Origin of the sequence: uncultured Microbacterium sp. (genome assembly GCF_945952435.1) — a bacterium.
Classification (GTDB): Bacteria; Actinomycetota; Actinomycetes; order Actinomycetales; family Microbacteriaceae; genus Microbacterium.
The window spans coordinates 78,804-94,863 of sequence record NZ_CAMFHZ010000005.1 but is presented as its reverse complement, the minus strand read 5'-3'; the positions used below and the strand labels follow the sequence as shown (position 1 = coordinate 94,863).

The 16,060-nt window shown below is 70.9% G+C and carries 20 protein-coding genes; 18 read left to right on the top strand and 2 right to left on the bottom strand.

What is annotated here, in order from left to right; all coding sequences use genetic code 11:
* The first annotated feature begins 10 nt into the window (after positions 1–10).
* From Q0P88_RS03980 to Q0P88_RS03895, 18 genes are all read left to right on the top strand, one after another.
* Positions 11–1,177, top strand: coding sequence for a flagellar hook protein FlgE (locus Q0P88_RS03980; protein WP_295011316.1), 1,167 nt, complete (start codon positions 11–13; stop codon positions 1,175–1,177).
* Positions 1,178–1,314: 137 nt separating this feature from the next.
* Entirely contained in the window at positions 1,315–1,521 is a 207-nt protein-coding gene (locus tag Q0P88_RS03975; protein WP_295011314.1) for a flagellar FlbD family protein, read from the top strand.
* A gap of 2 nt (positions 1,522–1,523) precedes the next feature.
* Complete coding sequence (locus Q0P88_RS03970; RefSeq protein ID WP_295011312.1) at positions 1,524–2,309, top strand: motility protein A; 786 nt, start codon at positions 1,524–1,526, stop codon at positions 2,307–2,309.
* Complete coding sequence (locus Q0P88_RS03965) at positions 2,306–3,121, top strand: flagellar motor protein MotB (protein WP_295011309.1); 816 nt, start codon at positions 2,306–2,308, stop codon at positions 3,119–3,121. The genes Q0P88_RS03970 and Q0P88_RS03965 overlap by 4 nt, the downstream gene beginning before the upstream one ends.
* 8 nt (positions 3,122–3,129) lie before the next feature.
* Positions 3,130–4,053 carry a flagellar motor switch protein FliM gene (locus Q0P88_RS03960; protein WP_295011307.1) on the top strand — a complete coding sequence of 308 codons (924 nt, stop codon included), beginning with the start codon at positions 3,130–3,132 and terminating at the stop codon, positions 4,051–4,053.
* The gene (locus Q0P88_RS03955) at positions 4,050–4,709 is read left to right on the top strand and encodes a FliM/FliN family flagellar motor switch protein (RefSeq protein WP_295011306.1); all 660 of its coding nucleotides are present in this window, start codon (positions 4,050–4,052) and stop codon (positions 4,707–4,709) included. Before Q0P88_RS03960 ends, Q0P88_RS03955 begins: the two co-directional genes overlap by 4 nt.
* Before the next feature lie 2 nt (positions 4,710–4,711).
* Entirely contained in the window at positions 4,712–5,212 is a 501-nt protein-coding gene (locus tag Q0P88_RS03950; protein ID WP_295011304.1) for a flagellar biosynthetic protein FliO, read from the top strand.
* A gap of 141 nt (positions 5,213–5,353) precedes the next feature.
* Positions 5,354–6,112 (top strand): flagellar type III secretion system pore protein FliP, encoded by a 759-nt coding sequence (fliP, locus tag Q0P88_RS03945; protein ID WP_295011442.1) that lies wholly within the window; start codon positions 5,354–5,356, stop codon positions 6,110–6,112.
* Positions 6,109–6,384, top strand: coding sequence for a flagellar biosynthesis protein FliQ (fliQ, locus tag Q0P88_RS03940; RefSeq protein WP_295011302.1), 276 nt, complete (start codon positions 6,109–6,111; stop codon positions 6,382–6,384). Before fliP ends, fliQ begins: the two co-directional genes overlap by 4 nt.
* The gene (locus Q0P88_RS03935; protein ID WP_295011300.1) at positions 6,384–7,145 is read left to right on the top strand and encodes a flagellar biosynthetic protein FliR; all 762 of its coding nucleotides are present in this window, start codon (positions 6,384–6,386) and stop codon (positions 7,143–7,145) included. Before fliQ ends, Q0P88_RS03935 begins: the two co-directional genes overlap by 1 nt.
* Positions 7,142–8,239 carry a flagellar biosynthesis protein FlhB gene (locus tag Q0P88_RS03930; RefSeq protein WP_295011298.1) on the top strand — a complete coding sequence of 366 codons (1,098 nt, stop codon included), beginning with the start codon at positions 7,142–7,144 and terminating at the stop codon, positions 8,237–8,239. Before Q0P88_RS03935 ends, Q0P88_RS03930 begins: the two co-directional genes overlap by 4 nt.
* A 40-nt stretch (positions 8,240–8,279) precedes the next feature.
* Positions 8,280–10,346, top strand: a complete 2,067-nt coding sequence (locus tag Q0P88_RS03925) for a flagellar biosynthesis protein FlhA (protein WP_295011296.1) — start codon at positions 8,280–8,282, stop codon at positions 10,344–10,346.
* A gap of 124 nt (positions 10,347–10,470) precedes the next feature.
* The gene (gene csrA / locus Q0P88_RS03920; protein WP_295011294.1) at positions 10,471–10,719 is read left to right on the top strand and encodes a carbon storage regulator CsrA; all 249 of its coding nucleotides are present in this window, start codon (positions 10,471–10,473) and stop codon (positions 10,717–10,719) included.
* A 147-nt stretch (positions 10,720–10,866) separates the two neighbouring features.
* Positions 10,867–11,349: a flagellar export chaperone FlgN gene (flgN, locus tag Q0P88_RS03915; RefSeq protein WP_295011292.1), complete on the top strand. Its 483-nt coding sequence runs from the start codon at positions 10,867–10,869 to the stop codon at positions 11,347–11,349.
* Positions 11,350–11,353: 4 nt separating this feature from the next.
* Entirely contained in the window at positions 11,354–12,757 is a 1,404-nt protein-coding gene (gene flgK / locus Q0P88_RS03910; protein WP_295011290.1) for a flagellar hook-associated protein FlgK, read from the top strand.
* 17 nt (positions 12,758–12,774) lie between these two features.
* A complete protein-coding gene (gene flgL / locus Q0P88_RS03905) occupies positions 12,775–13,662 on the top strand; it encodes a flagellar hook-associated protein FlgL (RefSeq protein WP_295011288.1) in 888 nt (295 codons plus the stop codon).
* Positions 13,659–14,048, top strand: coding sequence for a flagellar assembly protein FliW (fliW, locus tag Q0P88_RS03900; RefSeq protein ID WP_295011286.1), 390 nt, complete (start codon positions 13,659–13,661; stop codon positions 14,046–14,048). Before flgL ends, fliW begins: the two co-directional genes overlap by 4 nt.
* 235 nt (positions 14,049–14,283) lie before the next feature.
* Positions 14,284–14,598 (top strand): HU family DNA-binding protein, encoded by a 315-nt coding sequence (locus Q0P88_RS03895; protein WP_295011284.1) that lies wholly within the window; start codon positions 14,284–14,286, stop codon positions 14,596–14,598.
* A gap of 33 nt (positions 14,599–14,631) precedes the next feature.
* On the opposite strand, the gene Q0P88_RS03890 is transcribed toward Q0P88_RS03895, so the two are convergent.
* On the bottom strand, positions 14,632–15,735 hold the full coding sequence (locus Q0P88_RS03890; protein WP_295011282.1) for a GNAT family N-acetyltransferase: 1,104 nt from the start codon (positions 15,733–15,735) through the stop codon (positions 14,632–14,634).
* Positions 15,732–16,007, bottom strand: coding sequence for a hypothetical protein (locus Q0P88_RS03885; RefSeq protein ID WP_295011280.1), 276 nt, complete (start codon positions 16,005–16,007; stop codon positions 15,732–15,734). Before Q0P88_RS03885 ends, Q0P88_RS03890 begins: the two co-directional genes overlap by 4 nt.
* Positions 16,008–16,060: the final 53 nt, after the last annotated feature.

Below are 16,060 nucleotides of genomic sequence, written 5' to 3'. Positions count from 1 at the left end.
GAGAGACACCATGCTCCGCTCGCTCTACTCCGGCATCTCCGGTCTGCGCTCGCACCAGACCATGCTCGACGTGACCGGCAACAACATCGCCAACGTGAACACCGTCGGCTTCAAGGCCTCCTCGGTCGTCTTCGAGGACTCGCTCTCGCAGCTCGTGGGCAACCCCGGCATCCCGGGCGATCAGGTCGGCGGACGCAACCCCGCCCAGGTCGGCCTCGGCGTCCAGGTCGCAGGCGTGCGCACCAACTTCGCACAGGGCTCCGCACAGAACACCGGCCGCGGCGGCGACCTCATGATCGGGGGAGAAGGCTTCTTCGCCGTGCGCTCCGGCGGCGACGTGCTCTACACGAGGGCCGGAGCGTTCTCCTTCGACGGAACGGGCAAGATGGTGACGGCCGACGGCGCCATCGTGCAGGGCTGGGCGGCGCAGAACGGCGTCGTGAACACCGGTCAGACCCCGGGCAACATCGTCCTTCCGCAGGAGGCGATCTCCCCGGCCAAGGCCACGACCTCGGCGACCGTCACCGGCAACCTGCCCTCGACCGCCAAGCCGGGGGACGCGATCGTGCGGGACGTCACCGTCTACGACGCGCAGGGCACCGGCTCGACCCTGAGCCTGACCTTCACGCGCACGGCGACCGGGTGGACGGTGTCCGAGCCCACGAGCGGTGCGACGGGCACCCTGTCCTTCACCGACGGGAAGCAGACCGGCGCGGGTCTGACCCTCACCGCGGGTGCGGTGACCGTCGACCTGACCGCGGTCACCGGTTACGCCGACCTCTCCACCGCCGCGTTCACCGGGCAGGACGGCGCCGCCGCCGGCACGCTGAAGAGCTACAGCATCACGAGCGACGGATCCGTCGTCGGCACCTTCAGCAACGGTCGTACGCAGACGCTCGCGAAGATCGCCCTCGCCACGTTCGCGAACCCCGAAGGACTCGAGAAGGCGGGCGGCACCTCCTACCGGACCACCGTCAACTCCGGGGCCGCGCAGATCGGGGAGGCGGGCAAGGCCGGGTTCGGCACCCTCGGTTCCGGGACGCTCGAGATGAGCAACGTGGACCTCTCCCAGGAGTTCACCAACCTCATCGTCGCGCAGCGCGGCTTCCAGGCGAACGCGCGCGTGATCACGACGAGCGACGAGGTCCTCCAGGAGCTCACGCAGCTCAAGCGGTGACGCCCGTAACGCGGCCCGACCCGGTTACCCGGGGCGGGCCGCGTCACGATAGTCGGAGCTGACCCATTCCCCTCCGCGCCCGCACCGCGCGCCCGTCCCGCCGCACCCGCCCTGATCCGAACCCGGAGCCCCGCTCGATGATCATCGTCACCCGTCTCGACCGCACGCGGTTCGCGGTCAACCCGGATCTGATCACGCGCGTGCTGGTCTCCCCGGACACGACCGTGCACATGGTCGACGGGCGGGTCCATGTGATCCGGGAGGGGCTCGACGAACTCGTCGAGCTCATCGTCGCGTACCGCGCGCGTGTCCTGGCCGCAGCGTCCACGCTCACGGAGGCCTGAGCGTGGATCCCGCATTCCTCATCGGCGTCGTCCTCGCGTTCGGCGCCCTCTTCGCGATGATCTCGATGGAGGGCGCGAACGTCTCGGCGCTCATCCTCCCGCCGCCCATGGTGCTCGTCCTCGGCTCGACGATCGGCGTGGGCATCGCCAGCCACACCCTGCGCGACACGATCCTCTCGGTGAAGAGCCTCGGGCGGATGATCCGGGGGCCGAAGACCACGCCCGCCTCCGTGATCCCCCTCCTCGTCCGCTATGCGGAGAAGGCCCGCAACGAGGGGCTCCTCTCCCTGGAGCAGGAGCTCGACACCGCTCCCGACCTGTTCACCCGTCAGGCGCTGCAGGCCCTCGCCGACGGCACCGACGGCGAGGATCTGCGCCAGGTCATGGAGGACGAGATGTCGGCGACCGCGACGCGCAACCGCGTCGCGTCGAAGTTCTTCTCCTCGCTGGGCGGCTACGCCCCGACCATCGGCATCGTCGGCACCGTCGTCTCGCTCACCCACGTCCTGGAGAAGCTGGACAAGCCGGACACGCTCGGACCGATGATCGCCTCGGCCTTCGTCGCGACGCTCTGGGGCCTGCTCTCGGCGAACTTCCTCTGGAACCCGATCGCGGGCCGGCTCAACCGGATCGCCGCCGTCGAGGAGGAACGGATGACGCTCGTCACGGAGGGACTGCTCGCCATCCAGGCCGGGAGTGCGCCGCGGCTGGTGCAGGAGCGGCTCGAGGCGCTCGTGAGCGTGAAGCCGAAGGCATCGGCCAAGAAGGCCGTGGGAGAGACGTCATGAGCGTCATCCGGCGTGCGGGCGGTCGTGGGCACGACGCGGGCGGCCACGACGAGCCGGACGAGCGCTGGGCCGTCTCCTACGCCGACATGGTGACCGTGCTGATGTGCCTGTTCATCGTGCTGTTCGCGATCTCCAACGTCGACAAGGGCAAGTTCGACCAGCTCGCGAACAGCCTGAGCACCGGATTCGGACAGGAGGCGACGAAGCACGGCGCCGACATCACGAAGGGGCTCGTGATCCCCCCGAAGCTCCTCGTCGCGGACGGCGTGCCGGATCTCGCGACCAGAGCCGCCAAAGAATTCGCCTCCCTCGAGCAACTGCGCGACAAGATGCGCTCCGCTCTCGCCGCGCAGGGCCTGGACAGCAGCGTTGACTTCACGATCGACGACCGAGGACTCAAGGTGGGGCTGATCGGCGCGGAGACGTTCTTCGCCGACAACAGCACCGACCTCTCGCCGAAGGCCGACGCGGTGCTGAACACGATCGGCGGCGTGCTCTCGGGCATCGGCAACCAGCTCAGCATCGAAGGTCACGCCGACCACCGCCTGGCCGCCGCGCCGTTCCCGACGAACTGGGAGCTGTCCGGGGGCCGCGCCACCCAGGTCGCGCGCTTCCTCGTCGAGTCCAAGGGGATCGTGGGGACCCGGGTGAGCGCGACCGGGTTCGGCGACACCCGTCCCCTCGCGGACGGCGACAGTGCGGAGGCGCTCGCGAAGAACCGCCGCGTCGACATCGTCGTGGAGTCGACCGAGCAGGATCCCGTCCGGGCGCTGCTCCCCGCCCTGGCCGCGGCCGCCGCGAAGAAGGGCTGACTCCCACCATGACCGCCCGAGCCGAGGAGAGCGCCCTGAGCACCGCGCTTGTGCACGACGACCACCCAGGCCGTCCCGCCCCGTACGACTTCAGCCGTCCGGCGCAGCTCGGGCGCGAGCACACCCGCCGGCTGGAAGCCGCCTTCGAGTCGTTCGCGCGGCTGTGGTCGTCCCAGCTCACCGCCAAGGTCCGGCTGCGGGCGCATCTGACCCTCGAGGGCGTCGAGCTGGTCTCGTACGACGAGTACGCCCGCACCCTGCCGTCGACGACCGCGATGGTCACGGCCTCCTTCGCCGACCGCGAGGAGCCCTGCGTCGTGCAGTTCCCGCTCGAGAGCGCCCTGCAGTGGGTCGTGCAGATGATGGGCGGAAAGCTCACCGCCCCTCTGGACCCGCGCACCTTCACCCCGATCGAGCTCGCCCTGGTCCGCCACCTCATGGGGGAGACGTTCGAGCACCTGGCCGCGGGCCTCGGCAGCCTTCTCCCCGGTCAGCCGGCGTTCCACGGCGTCCAGTACAACCCGCAGTACATGCAGCTCATCGCGGGCAGCGCGGCGGTGATCGTCGCACGGTACGCGATGCGGCTCGGCGAGAGCGAGTCTAGGGCCACGGTGATGCTGCCGGCCTCTGCGGTGGTCGACCGGCTCGCCGAGACGGACGGCGATCACGCGACGGCGCACGACGCGGCGCACACGCTCGCCCAGGTCCGCAGCACGCCGCTCGATCTGAGCCTGCGGCTCGCGCCGATCCGGATCGCCGCAGGGCAGGTCCTCGATCTCGCCCCCGGCGACCTGATCCGGCTCCCGCACCCCGAGACGCGGCCGTTCGAGCTCGTCGCCGACCGCACGCCGATCGCCCGTGCGACGGCGGGCAGCAGAGGCTCGCGGCTGGCCTGCACGATCACCACCCTTGACGAGGAGAGCACCCGATGAGCACCTTCCACGAGACCGCCGTCGCCGCCGCGATCGCCGGACGGCTCCCGTTCGGGTTCCCCGTGATCCCCGCTCCGTCCACGGACCCCGGCGCCCGCGGCGACGCGGTCGCGATCGCCTTCACGGGCACGCCCGGCGCGCGGATCGCGATCCAGGTCGCGGATCCGGACGCGCTCCAGGACGGATCGGCCGGCGCCGCCCTGGCCGACCGCCTGCATCCCGCTTTCGAGGCCGCGGTGGCCGTGCTGGGCGCCGGCGCGCTCGGCGCCGCGGAGACCGTCCCCGCCACGGAGGTCTTCACGACGCCCGGCACCCAGGTGTTCGACGTGGTCGGTGCCGACGGCACGGTGCTCGCGCGCGTCTCGGTGCGCATCGACGCCGGCGCGGGGACCGGATCGGCGGGGACGTCGGGCCGCCTCAGCAGGATCGCCGGGGTCGAGATGGAGCTGGTCGTCGAGATCGGGCGCACCCGGATGCCGGTGCGGGACGTGCTGACCCTCGAACCGGGCAGGGTCGTCGAGCTCGACAGGGCGGCCGGGTCGCCCGCGGACATCCGTCTCAACGGTCGCCTCATCGGCCACGGCACGGTCGTCGTCGCCGACGGCGACTTCGCCCTGCGCGTCGAGCGCATCCTGGACACCGCGGAAGCCGGCTGAGGATGGACGAGCTCCTCATCGCGCTGCGCGCCGCCGTCGCCCTGGGCGCCGTCCTCGGGCTGCTGTGGTGGATCAGTCGTCGGGTGCAGAAGGGCCAGACGCCCGGTGCCAGATCCGGCGGAGCGCTTTCGAAGAGGATCGGCGCGCTGTTCGCGCCGCGGCCGCCGTCGGGAGCGCGTCGGGACCCGGAGCGGATCACGGTCGTGGCGCGCTCCAGCCTCGGCGGCAGGACGCAGCTCGTGGTCGCGGAGTTCGGCGGGATCCGTTACGTGCTGGGCGTCTCCGAGCACGGCGTGAGCGTGGTGGACACGCAGGAGGCGCCGGGGGAGGAGAGCGAGCCCGAGCCCGGGCCCGTGCGGCGCGCGTCGCGGGTCGAGACGGTCCCGGTCGGCGACCCCTCGCCGTTCGACGGGCACGCGGTTCCGATCTTCCCGGACAGGGCGACGAGCCGCCGCCAGGTGCGCCAGCGGGACGGTTACCGCACGCCGCCGCTGTCGCGATAGTCGGCCGCGAGCACGGATCGCTCACCCCCGGCTACGGATCGGCCACTCATCGATGTCCGGAGTACCGCCGTGCCGCCCCTCGCCCCTGCCGCCCCGCCGCTCCGCGCGAGCGCGCGCCCGGGCACCAGGCTCGTCGCGCTGCTGGCGGCGGCGCTCGGGCTGACGGTCCTGCTCGTGCTGCTGGCCGCGTCCGGGGCGCACGCGGCGACGCCCTCGCCCAGTCCCGCCCCTGGTCCCGGCATCTCCATCACCGGGGTCGACGGCAAACCCTCCGACAGCATCATGACGCTGCTCGGGATCACGGTGCTCTCGGTGGCGCCCGCCCTACTGCTCATGATGTCGAGCTTCACGAAGATCTTCGTGGTGCTCGCCCTCACCCGCAACGCCCTATCGCTGCCCTCGATCCCCCCTAATCAGGTGCTCGCGGGGCTGAGCCTCTTCCTGACGCTGTTCATCATGTGGCCGGTGCTCACCGACATCAACACGGTCGCCGTCGCTCCGTTCTCCGCCGGGCACATCGACTTCGCCCGCGCGTTCGAGCTCGCACAGGAGCCGCTGCGGCACTGGATGCTCGCCTATACCCGGCAGGAGGACATCGCTCTCATGCATCGGGCGGCGCACATGCCGAACCCCACCGACACCTCACACCTGCCGCTCTACACGCTGATCCCGGCGTTCATGCTGAGCGAGCTGCGCGCCGCGTTCCTCATCGGTCTGGTCGTGTTCGTGCCGTTCCTCGTGATCGACCTGGTCGTGGCCAGTTCGCTCATGTCGATGGGCATGATGATGCTGCCGCCCGTGATGATCTCGCTGCCCTTCAAGATCCTGCTGTTCCTGCTCGTCGACGGGTGGGGCATGGTCGTCACCGCGCTCGTGCAGTCGTACGGGGGCAGCGGATGAACCCGGACTCCGTCATGGACATCGGGCAGGCGGCCCTGCTGCTCGGGGCCAAACTCTGCGCCCCGCTGCTGCTGACGGCCCTCGTGGTGGGCTTCGCGATCTCCCTGCTGCAGTCGATCACCCAGGTGCAGGAGATGACGATCTCCTTCGTGCCGAAGCTCGTCGCCGTCGGCATCGCGCTCCTGGTGTGCGGTCACTGGATGATGGCCGAGCTGATCGCGTTCACGAACGAGATGTTCGCCCGCATCCCCGGTCTGCTGAGCGGCGGCTGATGCACATCCCGATCGATTTCGCGTGGCTCGAGGCGACGTCGCTCGCCGGCGTGCGCATCACGGCGTTCCTCGTGCTCGCGCCGCCCTTCAGCCATGCGTCGATCCCGATGCGGATCCGCGCCATGCTCGGGGTGGGGCTGGCCCTCGCCGTCGCCCCCGCGGTGACGGCCGGGTACGTGCGTCAGGACACGGGCGGCTTCCTGCTCTCCCTCGCGGGGCAGGTCGTGACGGGGGCGCTGCTCGGCTTCCTCGTCCTCGTCGTGTTCAGCGCGATCCAGGGCGCGGGGCACCTCGTCGACACGTTCGGCGGATTCCAGCTCGCCCAGGCGTACGACCCGGGAATGGCGATCAACGGTGCGCAGTTCACGCGCCTGTTCCAGATGACCGCGATCGTGCTGCTGTTCGCTTCGGACGGCTATCAGCTCGTCCTCGGGGGTCTGTTCCGTTCCTTCGACGCGATCGGGGTGACCGGCGCCATCGATCTGCGCCGACCCGCCGAGGTGCTCGTCGGCGCCATCGGGCAGATGATGCTCAGCGCGGTGCAGATCGCCGGTCCGCTTCTCATCGTGCTGTTCCTGGCCGATGCCGGCCTCGGCCTCGTCACCCGCGTGGCGCCGGCGTTGAACGCCTTCGCGATGGGCTTCCCGATCAAGATCGGGCTGACCCTCCTGCTCGTGGCCTTCGTCTACGCCGCGCTGCCCGGTGCGGTGGCCGCGCTGACGGGATCGGCCGTCGAGCTGCTCCTGGGGGTGGTCCGGTGAGCGACGCGGGGGAGAAGACCGAGAAGGCCACGGAGAGGCGGCTCAAGGAGGCGCGCCGCAAGGGGCAGATCGGCCGGAGCCAGGACTTCACCGCGTGGATCTGCATCGCCGCGGCGGCCGTCATGATGCCGATCACGATCGGCGCGGCGATCCCCGTGCTCACCGCCCAGGTGCTGCAGGTGATCCAGGTCGCGCGGCATCCGGATCCGGCCGCCGCGCTCGAGGCGATGGGATCGGCGTTGACGGCGACGGGCGGCGTGCTGCTGCCCCTGCTGATCGCCGTGCTCGTCGCGACGGTCGTCACGGCCGTGGCCCAGGGCGGTGTGCACCTGCGCGGGATGGCGTTCCGGGGACAGCAGTTCGACCTGGTGGCAGGGTTCAAGCGGATGTTCGGCGCGCAGGCCCTGTGGGAGGGCGCGAAAGCCCTGCTCAAGACCGCGGCGATCGGCGTCGCGCTGTGGATCGTCGTCTCCGGACTGGTCCCCGTCCTCGTCGCGAGCGGGGGTCACGGGGTCACCTGGCTGATCGGGCAGGCCACCGGCGGGGTCGTCGCCCTGCTCCAGGTCGCGGTCGTCGTGGGGCTGGTGCTGGCGGCGATCGACGTGTGGGTCGTGATGCGCCGCAACCGCAAGCACACGCACATGACCAAGAAGGAAGCGAAGGACGAGCACCGTTCCAGCGAGGGCGATCCGCTCGTGCGGTCCCAGCGCCGTTCCCGCCAGATCGCGATGAGCCGCAATCGCATGATCGCCGCCGTCGGCGAGAGCGACGTGGTGATGGTGAATCCCACGCACGTCGCGGTGGCGCTGCGCTACGTCCGCGGCACCTCGGCCCCGAGGGTCGTGGCGAAGGGGGCGGGCGTCGTGGCGCAGAAGATCCGCGAGAAGGCGGAGGAGCACGGAGTGCCGCTGGTCCGCGACGTCCCGCTCGCCCGCGCGCTGCACTCCGCGTGCGACCTCGGGCAGGAGATCCCCGAGACGCTGTACACCGCCGTCGCCCAGGTGCTCGCGTTCGTCGACCAGCTGCACCGGCGCGGGTCGGCGCGCGGCACCCACACGATGCCGGAGAGCGCGACGAAGGGGCGGGGACTGTGACGCGACGGATCGGACGCGGGGACGACGAGAGGAGAAGGGCATGATCGGGAACGTGCTGTCCAAGGCGGCGGTGCCGGTCGGGGTCGTGGGGATCATCCTGCTCCTCATCGTGCCGATCCCCACCCCGCTGCTGGACGTCCTGATCGTCGTGAACATCTCGTTCGCGCTGCTGATCCTGCTGACGTCGATGTTCGTGCGCAAGCCGCTCGATTTCTCGGTGTTCCCGAGCCTCCTGCTCGTCGCGACGCTGTTCCGGCTCGGTCTCAACGTCGCCTCGACCCGGCTCGTGCTCAGCGAGGCGCACGCGGGACAGGTGATTCAGGCGTTCGGTCAGATCACGGTGAGCGGCTCGCTCGTGATCGGCGCGGTGATCTTCCTGATCCTCACCGTGATCCAGTTCGTCGTGGTCACCAAAGGTGCGGAGCGCGTCGCGGAGGTCGGCGCGCGGTTCACGCTCGACGCGATGCCCGGCAAGCAGATGGCGATCGACGCCGATCTGAACGCCGGCCTCATCAGCGACGTCGAGGCACGTGCCCGACGGGCCGACGTCGCCGCCGAGGCCGACTTCTACGGCGCGATGGACGGCGCGTCCAAGTTCGTCAAGGGCGACGCGATCGCCGGCATCGTCATCGTGGTGATCAACTTCGTCGGCGGCATCGTCATCGGGATGGTGCAGCACGGGATGGAGATCGGCACCGCGCTGTCGACGTACAGCCTGCTGACGATCGGCGACGGCCTGGTCACCCAGATCCCTGCGCTGCTCATGGCGGTGTCGACCGGCATGATCGTCACCAGGGAGAACGCCGAGGCGGAGATCGGCCAGGCCGCGGGCCGTCAGCTCATGCAGTCCCGCAACGCCCTCATCATCACGGGCCTCGCGGCGATCGCGATGGGCTTCATCCCCGGCATGCCGTTGCCGGCGTTCCTCGCGATCGGTGCCGTGCTGCTCTTCACGGCCTCCCGCGTCAAGGCGAACCGCACACGCAGCGAGGCGGAGCAGGCGGATCTTCGCGCGCTTGAGGCCGCGGAGGCGTCGGGCGACGGCCCGGAGGAGCTCATGGAGCGGATGAGGGTGCACGCCCTGGAGATCTCGCTGTCCCCGGACATCGTCGACCTGGCCTCGGGTGGCGCGGGGGATCTGCTCGGCCGGGTCAAGTCCCTGCGTCGCAAGATCGCGATGGACATCGGGTTCGTGATGCCGCCCGTACGCACGCGGGACAGCGTCGAACTGCCCGCCGAGACGTACGCGATCCTCATCGCCGGCGTCGAAGCGGGTCGGGGGACGGTGCCGCGGGGTCACGTCCTCGCGATCGGCGCCGAGCTCGACGCGCTGCCGGGGCGCGCGGTCGTGGATCCGGTCTTCGGGCTGGAGGGCAAGTGGGTGCCCACCGAGATGTCGCATGCGGCCGACATGGCCGGGGCGACGGTGATCGACCGCGCGAGCGTCATCATCACCCATCTCAGCGACCTGGTGCAGGCCCAGGCTCATCGCCTGCTGTCGCTCGAGGACGTGCGCCGGCTCACCGACCACCTCAAGCAGGGGAGCCCGGCATCGGTCGAGGAGCTGACTCCGGCGCTGCTCCCGCTGGCGGGCGTGCACCGGGTGCTCGTGGGACTGCTCGCGGAGCGGGTGCCGATCAACGACCTGGGGCGCATCTACGAGGCACTGGCCCTGCGCGCGCGGACCGCGACCGACACCACAGGACTGGTCGAGGCGGCACGCGCCGCCCTCGGCCCGGCGATCGCGGCTCCCTTCGCCGAGGACGGACGGCTCCGCGTGGTGATGTTCGACCCGATGCTCGAGCAGCAGATGCTCGAAGGGATGCGGATCGTCGAGTCGGAGCCCCAGATCGTGCTCACGCCGGAGAGCACGATGCACGTGCTGGAGGCCGTCCGCCGGACGATCGAGGAACTGGATCCGGTGGGGCCGGAGCCGGTGCTCGTGTGCGCCCCGTCCCTCCGGTCCGCGGTGCGACGCCTCGTGGTGTCGCAGGTCCCAGGACTGCCCGTGCTGTCTTACGACGAGGCGGCTGTCGGGGGGTTCGCCACCGACGTCGTCGGCGTGATCCGCCCCGGGCAGCCCGCGCTCGGTGCGGTCACGGGCTGAGCCGGATCCGCTCGTTTACCAACCGTCCGGCGCTATGCTGATCGCGGGACGACGCCGCGCGCACGCCGCGCCGCGTCGGTGTCGCGCAGAGGGCGCGACACCGCTGCCATGGAGGGCGGACGACATGCTGGTGCTCACGCGGCGGACGAACGAAAGCATCCTGATCGGCGACGACATCACGGTCACGATCCTGGGTGTGACGGCGGGCGGCGTGCGGATCGGGATCGACGCGCCGCGCGACCGGCGGATCAACCGCGCCGAGATCGTGATCGCCGTCGGCGCCGAGAACAAGGGCGCCGTCCGCGCCTCGGCGGACGCCACCGCGGAGGACGTGCTGCTCCAGGCGTTCGGACGGCTCGGCTCCGCCGACTGAGTTGCGCGGGCCCGCGGCCCCTGCCTACGGTGTCTTCACCGGTCCGCTCCGGGTTACCGCGGCGCTGCGCGTCGCGATAGTCGGGGGTGTGACGGGAGATCCCGTCGGAAGCCCCCGATAGCCCGAGACGTGACGAGGTGACGCACCGTGCCCGCCCATGAGCTGAGCATGCAGCTGCTGCGAGAACGAGACCTGCTCGAACTCCTGCTCTTCAAGCTGGACGTGCAGCAGACACTCCTCGCGACGGGTCGGACCCGGTGGGTCAAGCACGCCGCGAACGAGATCGAGCGCGTCGTCCAGGCGATGCCCGACGCCGCGATGCGTCGCGACGCGCTGGTCGCGACCGTCGCAGAGGCCTGGCATGCGCCCGAGGCGACCACGCTGCGCGAGCTCATCGCCGCCGCGCCCACCGAAGCCTGGCGCGAGGTGCTCTCCGGGCACCTCGATGCGATGACCGTCCTCGCCGAGGAGATCTCCGAGATGAAGAAGGTCAATGAGCAACGCCTGCGCACGGCCCTGCGCGTCACACAGGAGACGATCGCGAGCCTCGGCGATCCCACCGGGGCGTACGACACCCACGGAGGAGTGGTCCGCGACGGCGGCTCGCACCTTCTCGACACGAGGGCGTGACGGCGTGTCGACCTTCTCCGGACTGCGCGTCGCCGAGTCGGGGCTCGCGGCCGCCCGCGCGGCGATGACCGTCACCGGGCAGAACATCGCGAACCAGAACACCACCGGATACACCCGTCAGCGCGTGGACCAGACGCCCGTGGGCGCCACCGCGCAGACCGGCCTGTGGACCCTCGCCCCCGGGTTCGGCGGCGGGGTCGCCGTGACCGGAATCGCGCGCCTCGGCGACGACGTCCTCGACGCCCGCGTCCGCGACGCGCTCGCCACGAGCGGGTTCTGGGCCGTGCGGGCGAAAGCCGCCGACAACGCGGAGGCGGTGATGGCCGAGCCGACCTCCGACGGTCTCGCCGCGAACCTCAACCGCTTCTGGGCGGGGTGGTCCGATCTCGCGAACACCCCGACGCCGGCCGCCGCCGAGGCGGTGCTCACGAATGCGAACGTCGTCGCGAGTCAGATCGCCGAGGGGTATCGGAGCATCGCGGGCCAGTGGAGCGATCTGCGCGGCCAGCTGGACCGCCAGGTCTCCGACGTGAACGCGGAGGCCGCTCAGGTCGCCGACCTGAACGGACGGATCCGCGAGGCGCTGCAGTCCGGACGCAACGCGAACGAGCTCATCGACCAGCGCAACACCCTCGCCGAGAAGCTCGCCACCGCGGTCGGCGCGACCGGACGCGTCGAGGCCGACGGAACGCTCACGCTCCGTGTCGACGGCAACGCCCTCGTCTCGGGCGACCGCAGCCGAGCACTCGTCGCCGACGGCCCGCACGGGGTCGCGGAAGGCGGCCGCATCACGGTCGCCTGGGCGGATCGGCCGGGCGTCGCCGTGGCCGCGGGAGGCGTGCTCGCCGGCACCGTCAGCACGCTCGCGCCCGCGGAGGACGGAGGAACCCTCGCCCGGGTCGCGAAGGCTTACGACGACACGGCCGTCTCGCTCGCCACGGCCGTCAACGCCCTGCATCGCAGCGGCGTCACCTCGACGGGCGCCGCGGGTGGGGACTTCTTCGCCGTGGACGCCGCCGGACCCGCGGCGCTCGGACTCCACGTCGTGCCGAAGACGCTGGCGGAGCTCGCCGTCGCCGCGCCCGGTGCGGGGGCGAAGGACACGACCATCGCGGATCGCATCGCCGCCCTCGCGCACTCCGATACGGGTCCGAGCGCCCAGTGGTCCACCTTCGTGACCGGCCTCGCCGTCTCGGTCGCGGGCGATCGCCAGCGTGCGGAGATCGCCGACAGCGGTGCCGTCGCAGCCGTCACCGCGCAGCAGTCCGGCGCCTCGGTCGACGGCGACGAGGAGACCGTGAACCTGTTGACCTATCAGACCGCCTACCAGGCCGCGGCACGCGTACTCACGGCCGTCGACGAGGCGCTCGACGTCCTGATCAACCGCACCGGCCTCGTCGGCCGCTGACCGTCCCGGAGCTCCCCATGATCGGCCGCATCTCCAGCAGCACGCTGACGCAGCAGACGCTGCGCACCCTGCAGTCCCATCTCCAGGATCGGGATCGCCTGCAGAACCAGGCCACCTCGCAGCGCGCGTTCCGGGTTCCGAGCGAGGATCCCGCGGCCGCGGCCACGACGCTCGGTGTGCACGGCGAGCAGTCGCGGGTCGCACAGTACGCGCGCAACATCGGCGACGGGATCGCCTGGGTCACGAGCGCCGACAGCGCGCTCGCGTCGAGCGTCGGGATGCTGAACCGGGCCCGCGACCTCATCGTGCAGGGCGCGAACTCGGGAGCGCTGAACGACGCCGCCAGGGCGTCGATCGCGGCCGAGCTCGACGGCATCTCGAAGGAGCTCCTCTCCCAGGCCAACACGACCATGGCCGGCCGCAACATCTTCGCCGGTACGAGCGACGAGGGGGAGGCGTTCGATCCGACGACGTTCGCGTTCCGAGGCGTCCCGGGCGACGGCGTGCAGCGCCGGGTCGACGACGACACCTCGGTCCGTGTCGACGTGGACGGTGCGCAGGTCTACGGCGAGGGCGCGGGCAGCGTGTTCGCCCTTCTCGGCGACATCGCCGCGCAGCTCCGCAGCGGCGCGGCGGTCGGTCCGCGGCTGGACGACATCGACGCGCGACTCAAGACGATGGTCTCGGCGCAGGGCGCCGTCGGCGCCCGCCAGGCCCAGCTCGAGCGCGCCTCTTCGCAGAACCTGGCGTCGTCGACCGATCTCGAGGCGCGGAGGGCGTCGGTGGAGAACGTGGACAGTGTCGAGGTGCTCGTGAAGCTGCAGTCCGCCGAGCTGGTGTACCAGTCGGCCCTGCAGGTCACGGCGAAGAGCCTGCAGAGCAATCTCCTGGAGTTCCTGCGATGAGCACGGTGTCCACGGACGTGGTCACGGTCGCGTTCGTCTCCCCGCCGCCCGGGCTGCATCCCTTCACGGACTTCGAGCTCGACGCGATCCCCGGCGCCAGCGGCCTGCATGCGCTGCGGGCCGTCGACGCGGACGTGCGGCTGTTCGTCGTGGATCCGGCGGCGATCGGGCACCCCTATCCGGCCGCGACGCTGTCGGCGGCACTCGCGACGGTCTCCGCAGAGGTGCCGGAGGAGGCGAGGGTCTTCGTGGTGGTCAACCCGACGGCGGAGGGCGTCAGGGTGAACCTGCGCGCGCCCATCGTCGTGCATCGGCGCACGGGAAGGGCGACCCAGACGATCCTGGAGGGTCAGGAGCTGCCGGTGCGGCTGCTGCTCGACGTCTGAGGGTGTTCCCGCCGGCGAGGGCGGGTGCGCGATCCGGCGTGGTGCGCTGGAATGTGGAGCGAAACGAAGATTTCCCGGGTTTATCAGGGAAGAAGCGCTATTCTCTTCGTCAAGGCATCGGGCGATCCCGATGCGGGGGACATTTTGGGGAACGTCCTGCACGGCCGTGACGGCGGGCAGGACGCATCAGTCCGTTCTCGGAACGGCACACCTTGGGACGGTGAAGACGATGAACATGACGGATCTCGAACGAGGCAGGGTCAGCAAACGCGAGTTCGTGCAGCGCTTCGCACGGCGGGGGAATCTTCCTCTGCCGGTCGCGCAGCAGGCGTACGACGCGATGATCGAAGAGCTCCTGGACCTCGTGGGACAGGGCAACAGGGTCACTCTGACCGGCTTCGGCAAGTTCTACCCCCAGGAGCACAAGGGTCATCGCGTGCGCTTCGGCGAAGGCGGGGACGACGGGTCGGACGAGATCGGCGACTACACGGTGCTCAAGTTCTCGGCCACGCGCGCCGTGAACCGGAGCATCGACGTCGGCGATCGCTGATCCCTACGGCCATCAGGGGGTTCGCGTTCCCGGTCAGGCCAGCGTCTTCTTCCAGGCGCCCTCGTAGGCGATCGCGGCGAACCCGAGCTCCTCGTTGATCGAGAGCATCGGCCTGTTCTCCTCGGCGTTGTAGGTGATGATCTCGCCGGAGTGCGGGTACCTCTCTCGCCAGGACAGCATGCCCGTGGTCTTCACCAGCAGGCCCAGCCGGTGTCCTCGGTGCGCGGCCAGGACGAGCGTGTCCTGCTGGTGGGTCGGCGCGTCGGGAGAGCCGCGATGCTCGAGTTCGCTGAAGGCGGCGAGCTCGCCGCTCGCGCGATGGCGGGCCGCGGTCACCTGGACCGTGCTCCCCATCGCCGCCCAGCGGGCGTCGTTCGCGCGCACGCGCTCCTCGTCCCAGATCTCCTCGGGCGTCTCCATGCCCGCGTCCGGGGCGTCGGTCGACATGCGGGACTTCATCCAGGCGTATCCCGCCCTGTGCTGGTCCGGGGTCGGCAGCATCCACTGCACGACCTCGTAGTCGGCGGCCGCGGCGGTGGCGTCCGCGTTCAGCGACCGCAGGTGCCGATCCGAGCCGGCGGGGTAGGCACTGACGCGGTCGATCTGTTCGAGGGTCCACCCCTGCGCTTCGAGGAAGCGTGCGGTGTGATCGCGGGGCACGCGGCCGAATCCGGTCGGCGCGGCGATCGTCGGATCGTCGGAGGCGGGATGCTCCGCCCACACCCGGAGCGTGCGGACGCCGTCGGTCCGCGCGAGCGCTTCGAGATGGTGCGCGACCGCGGTCCCGATGCCGCGTCCCTGCACCTCCCGGAGCACGCTGATGAAGACGATGGCGGACTCTCCGCCGGCGTCGAGGGAGATGTTCAGCACGGCCACCCCGACCGTGCGGTCCTCACGGAGGATGCGCCACTGCCGCCGCCGCTGGTAGGCATCCGTGGCCAGCAGCGGGAGCAGCTGCGCGGGCGTCAGATGGTCGTCATCGCGGCCCGTCGACTCAGTGAGGCCCCGGTTGCGGGCGTCGGCGTAGTCGTGCAGGGGCGACGGTCCCGCACCCGCTCGCGCGGGGAGCACGAGCGGGTGCAGGACGGCGCCGGCGGTGAGGGGAACAGGCGCCAGGGCACCGGATGCGGCGATCACAGGATCGGCCGGGTGGTGCCGTAGCGGATGAGCTGCGCCTCGTGCTCGGCGAGGATGCGCCGAGCGAGCTCAGCCCGGGCGGCGCGTGCCTCCGCCCGGTCGTCGGAGTGCGCGCGCAGGACGAGGCGCAGCGCGATGCGCAGCGCCAGCCGCTCGGCGAACGTCAGGCGGCGCAGCTCCTCCTCACGGGGGAGACGGAGGGACAGTTCGCGCTCGTCCTGAGCGCGGTGCGTCGACTCGGTGGGAGGCGAAGCGTGCAATGCGGTGTTCACGGTGATTCGCTTTCGTTGGTCGTGCCGGAAAGGCGGTTTCGCTCCACGGCGCG

Coding starts and splice junctions, on each gene's coding strand:
- Q0P88_RS03980 (WP_295011316.1), top strand. CDS start 11: ATGCTCCGCTCGCTCTACTCCGGCATCTCCGGTCTGCGCTCGCACCAG.
- Q0P88_RS03975 (WP_295011314.1), top strand. CDS start 1,315: ATGATCATCGTCACCCGTCTCGACCGCACGCGGTTCGCGGTCAACCCG.
- Q0P88_RS03965 (WP_295011309.1), top strand. CDS start 2,306: ATGAGCGTCATCCGGCGTGCGGGCGGTCGTGGGCACGACGCGGGCGGC.
- Q0P88_RS03960 (WP_295011307.1), top strand. CDS start 3,130: ATGACCGCCCGAGCCGAGGAGAGCGCCCTGAGCACCGCGCTTGTGCAC.
- Q0P88_RS03955 (WP_295011306.1), top strand. CDS start 4,050: ATGAGCACCTTCCACGAGACCGCCGTCGCCGCCGCGATCGCCGGACGG.
- Q0P88_RS03950 (WP_295011304.1), top strand. CDS start 4,712: ATGGACGAGCTCCTCATCGCGCTGCGCGCCGCCGTCGCCCTGGGCGCC.
- fliQ (WP_295011302.1), top strand. CDS start 6,109: ATGAACCCGGACTCCGTCATGGACATCGGGCAGGCGGCCCTGCTGCTC.
- Q0P88_RS03935 (WP_295011300.1), top strand. CDS start 6,384: ATGCACATCCCGATCGATTTCGCGTGGCTCGAGGCGACGTCGCTCGCC.
- Q0P88_RS03925 (WP_295011296.1), top strand. CDS start 8,280: ATGATCGGGAACGTGCTGTCCAAGGCGGCGGTGCCGGTCGGGGTCGTG.
- csrA (WP_295011294.1), top strand. CDS start 10,471: ATGCTGGTGCTCACGCGGCGGACGAACGAAAGCATCCTGATCGGCGAC.
- flgL (WP_295011288.1), top strand. CDS start 12,775: ATGATCGGCCGCATCTCCAGCAGCACGCTGACGCAGCAGACGCTGCGC.
- fliW (WP_295011286.1), top strand. CDS start 13,659: ATGAGCACGGTGTCCACGGACGTGGTCACGGTCGCGTTCGTCTCCCCG.
- Q0P88_RS03895 (WP_295011284.1), top strand. CDS start 14,284: ATGACGGATCTCGAACGAGGCAGGGTCAGCAAACGCGAGTTCGTGCAG.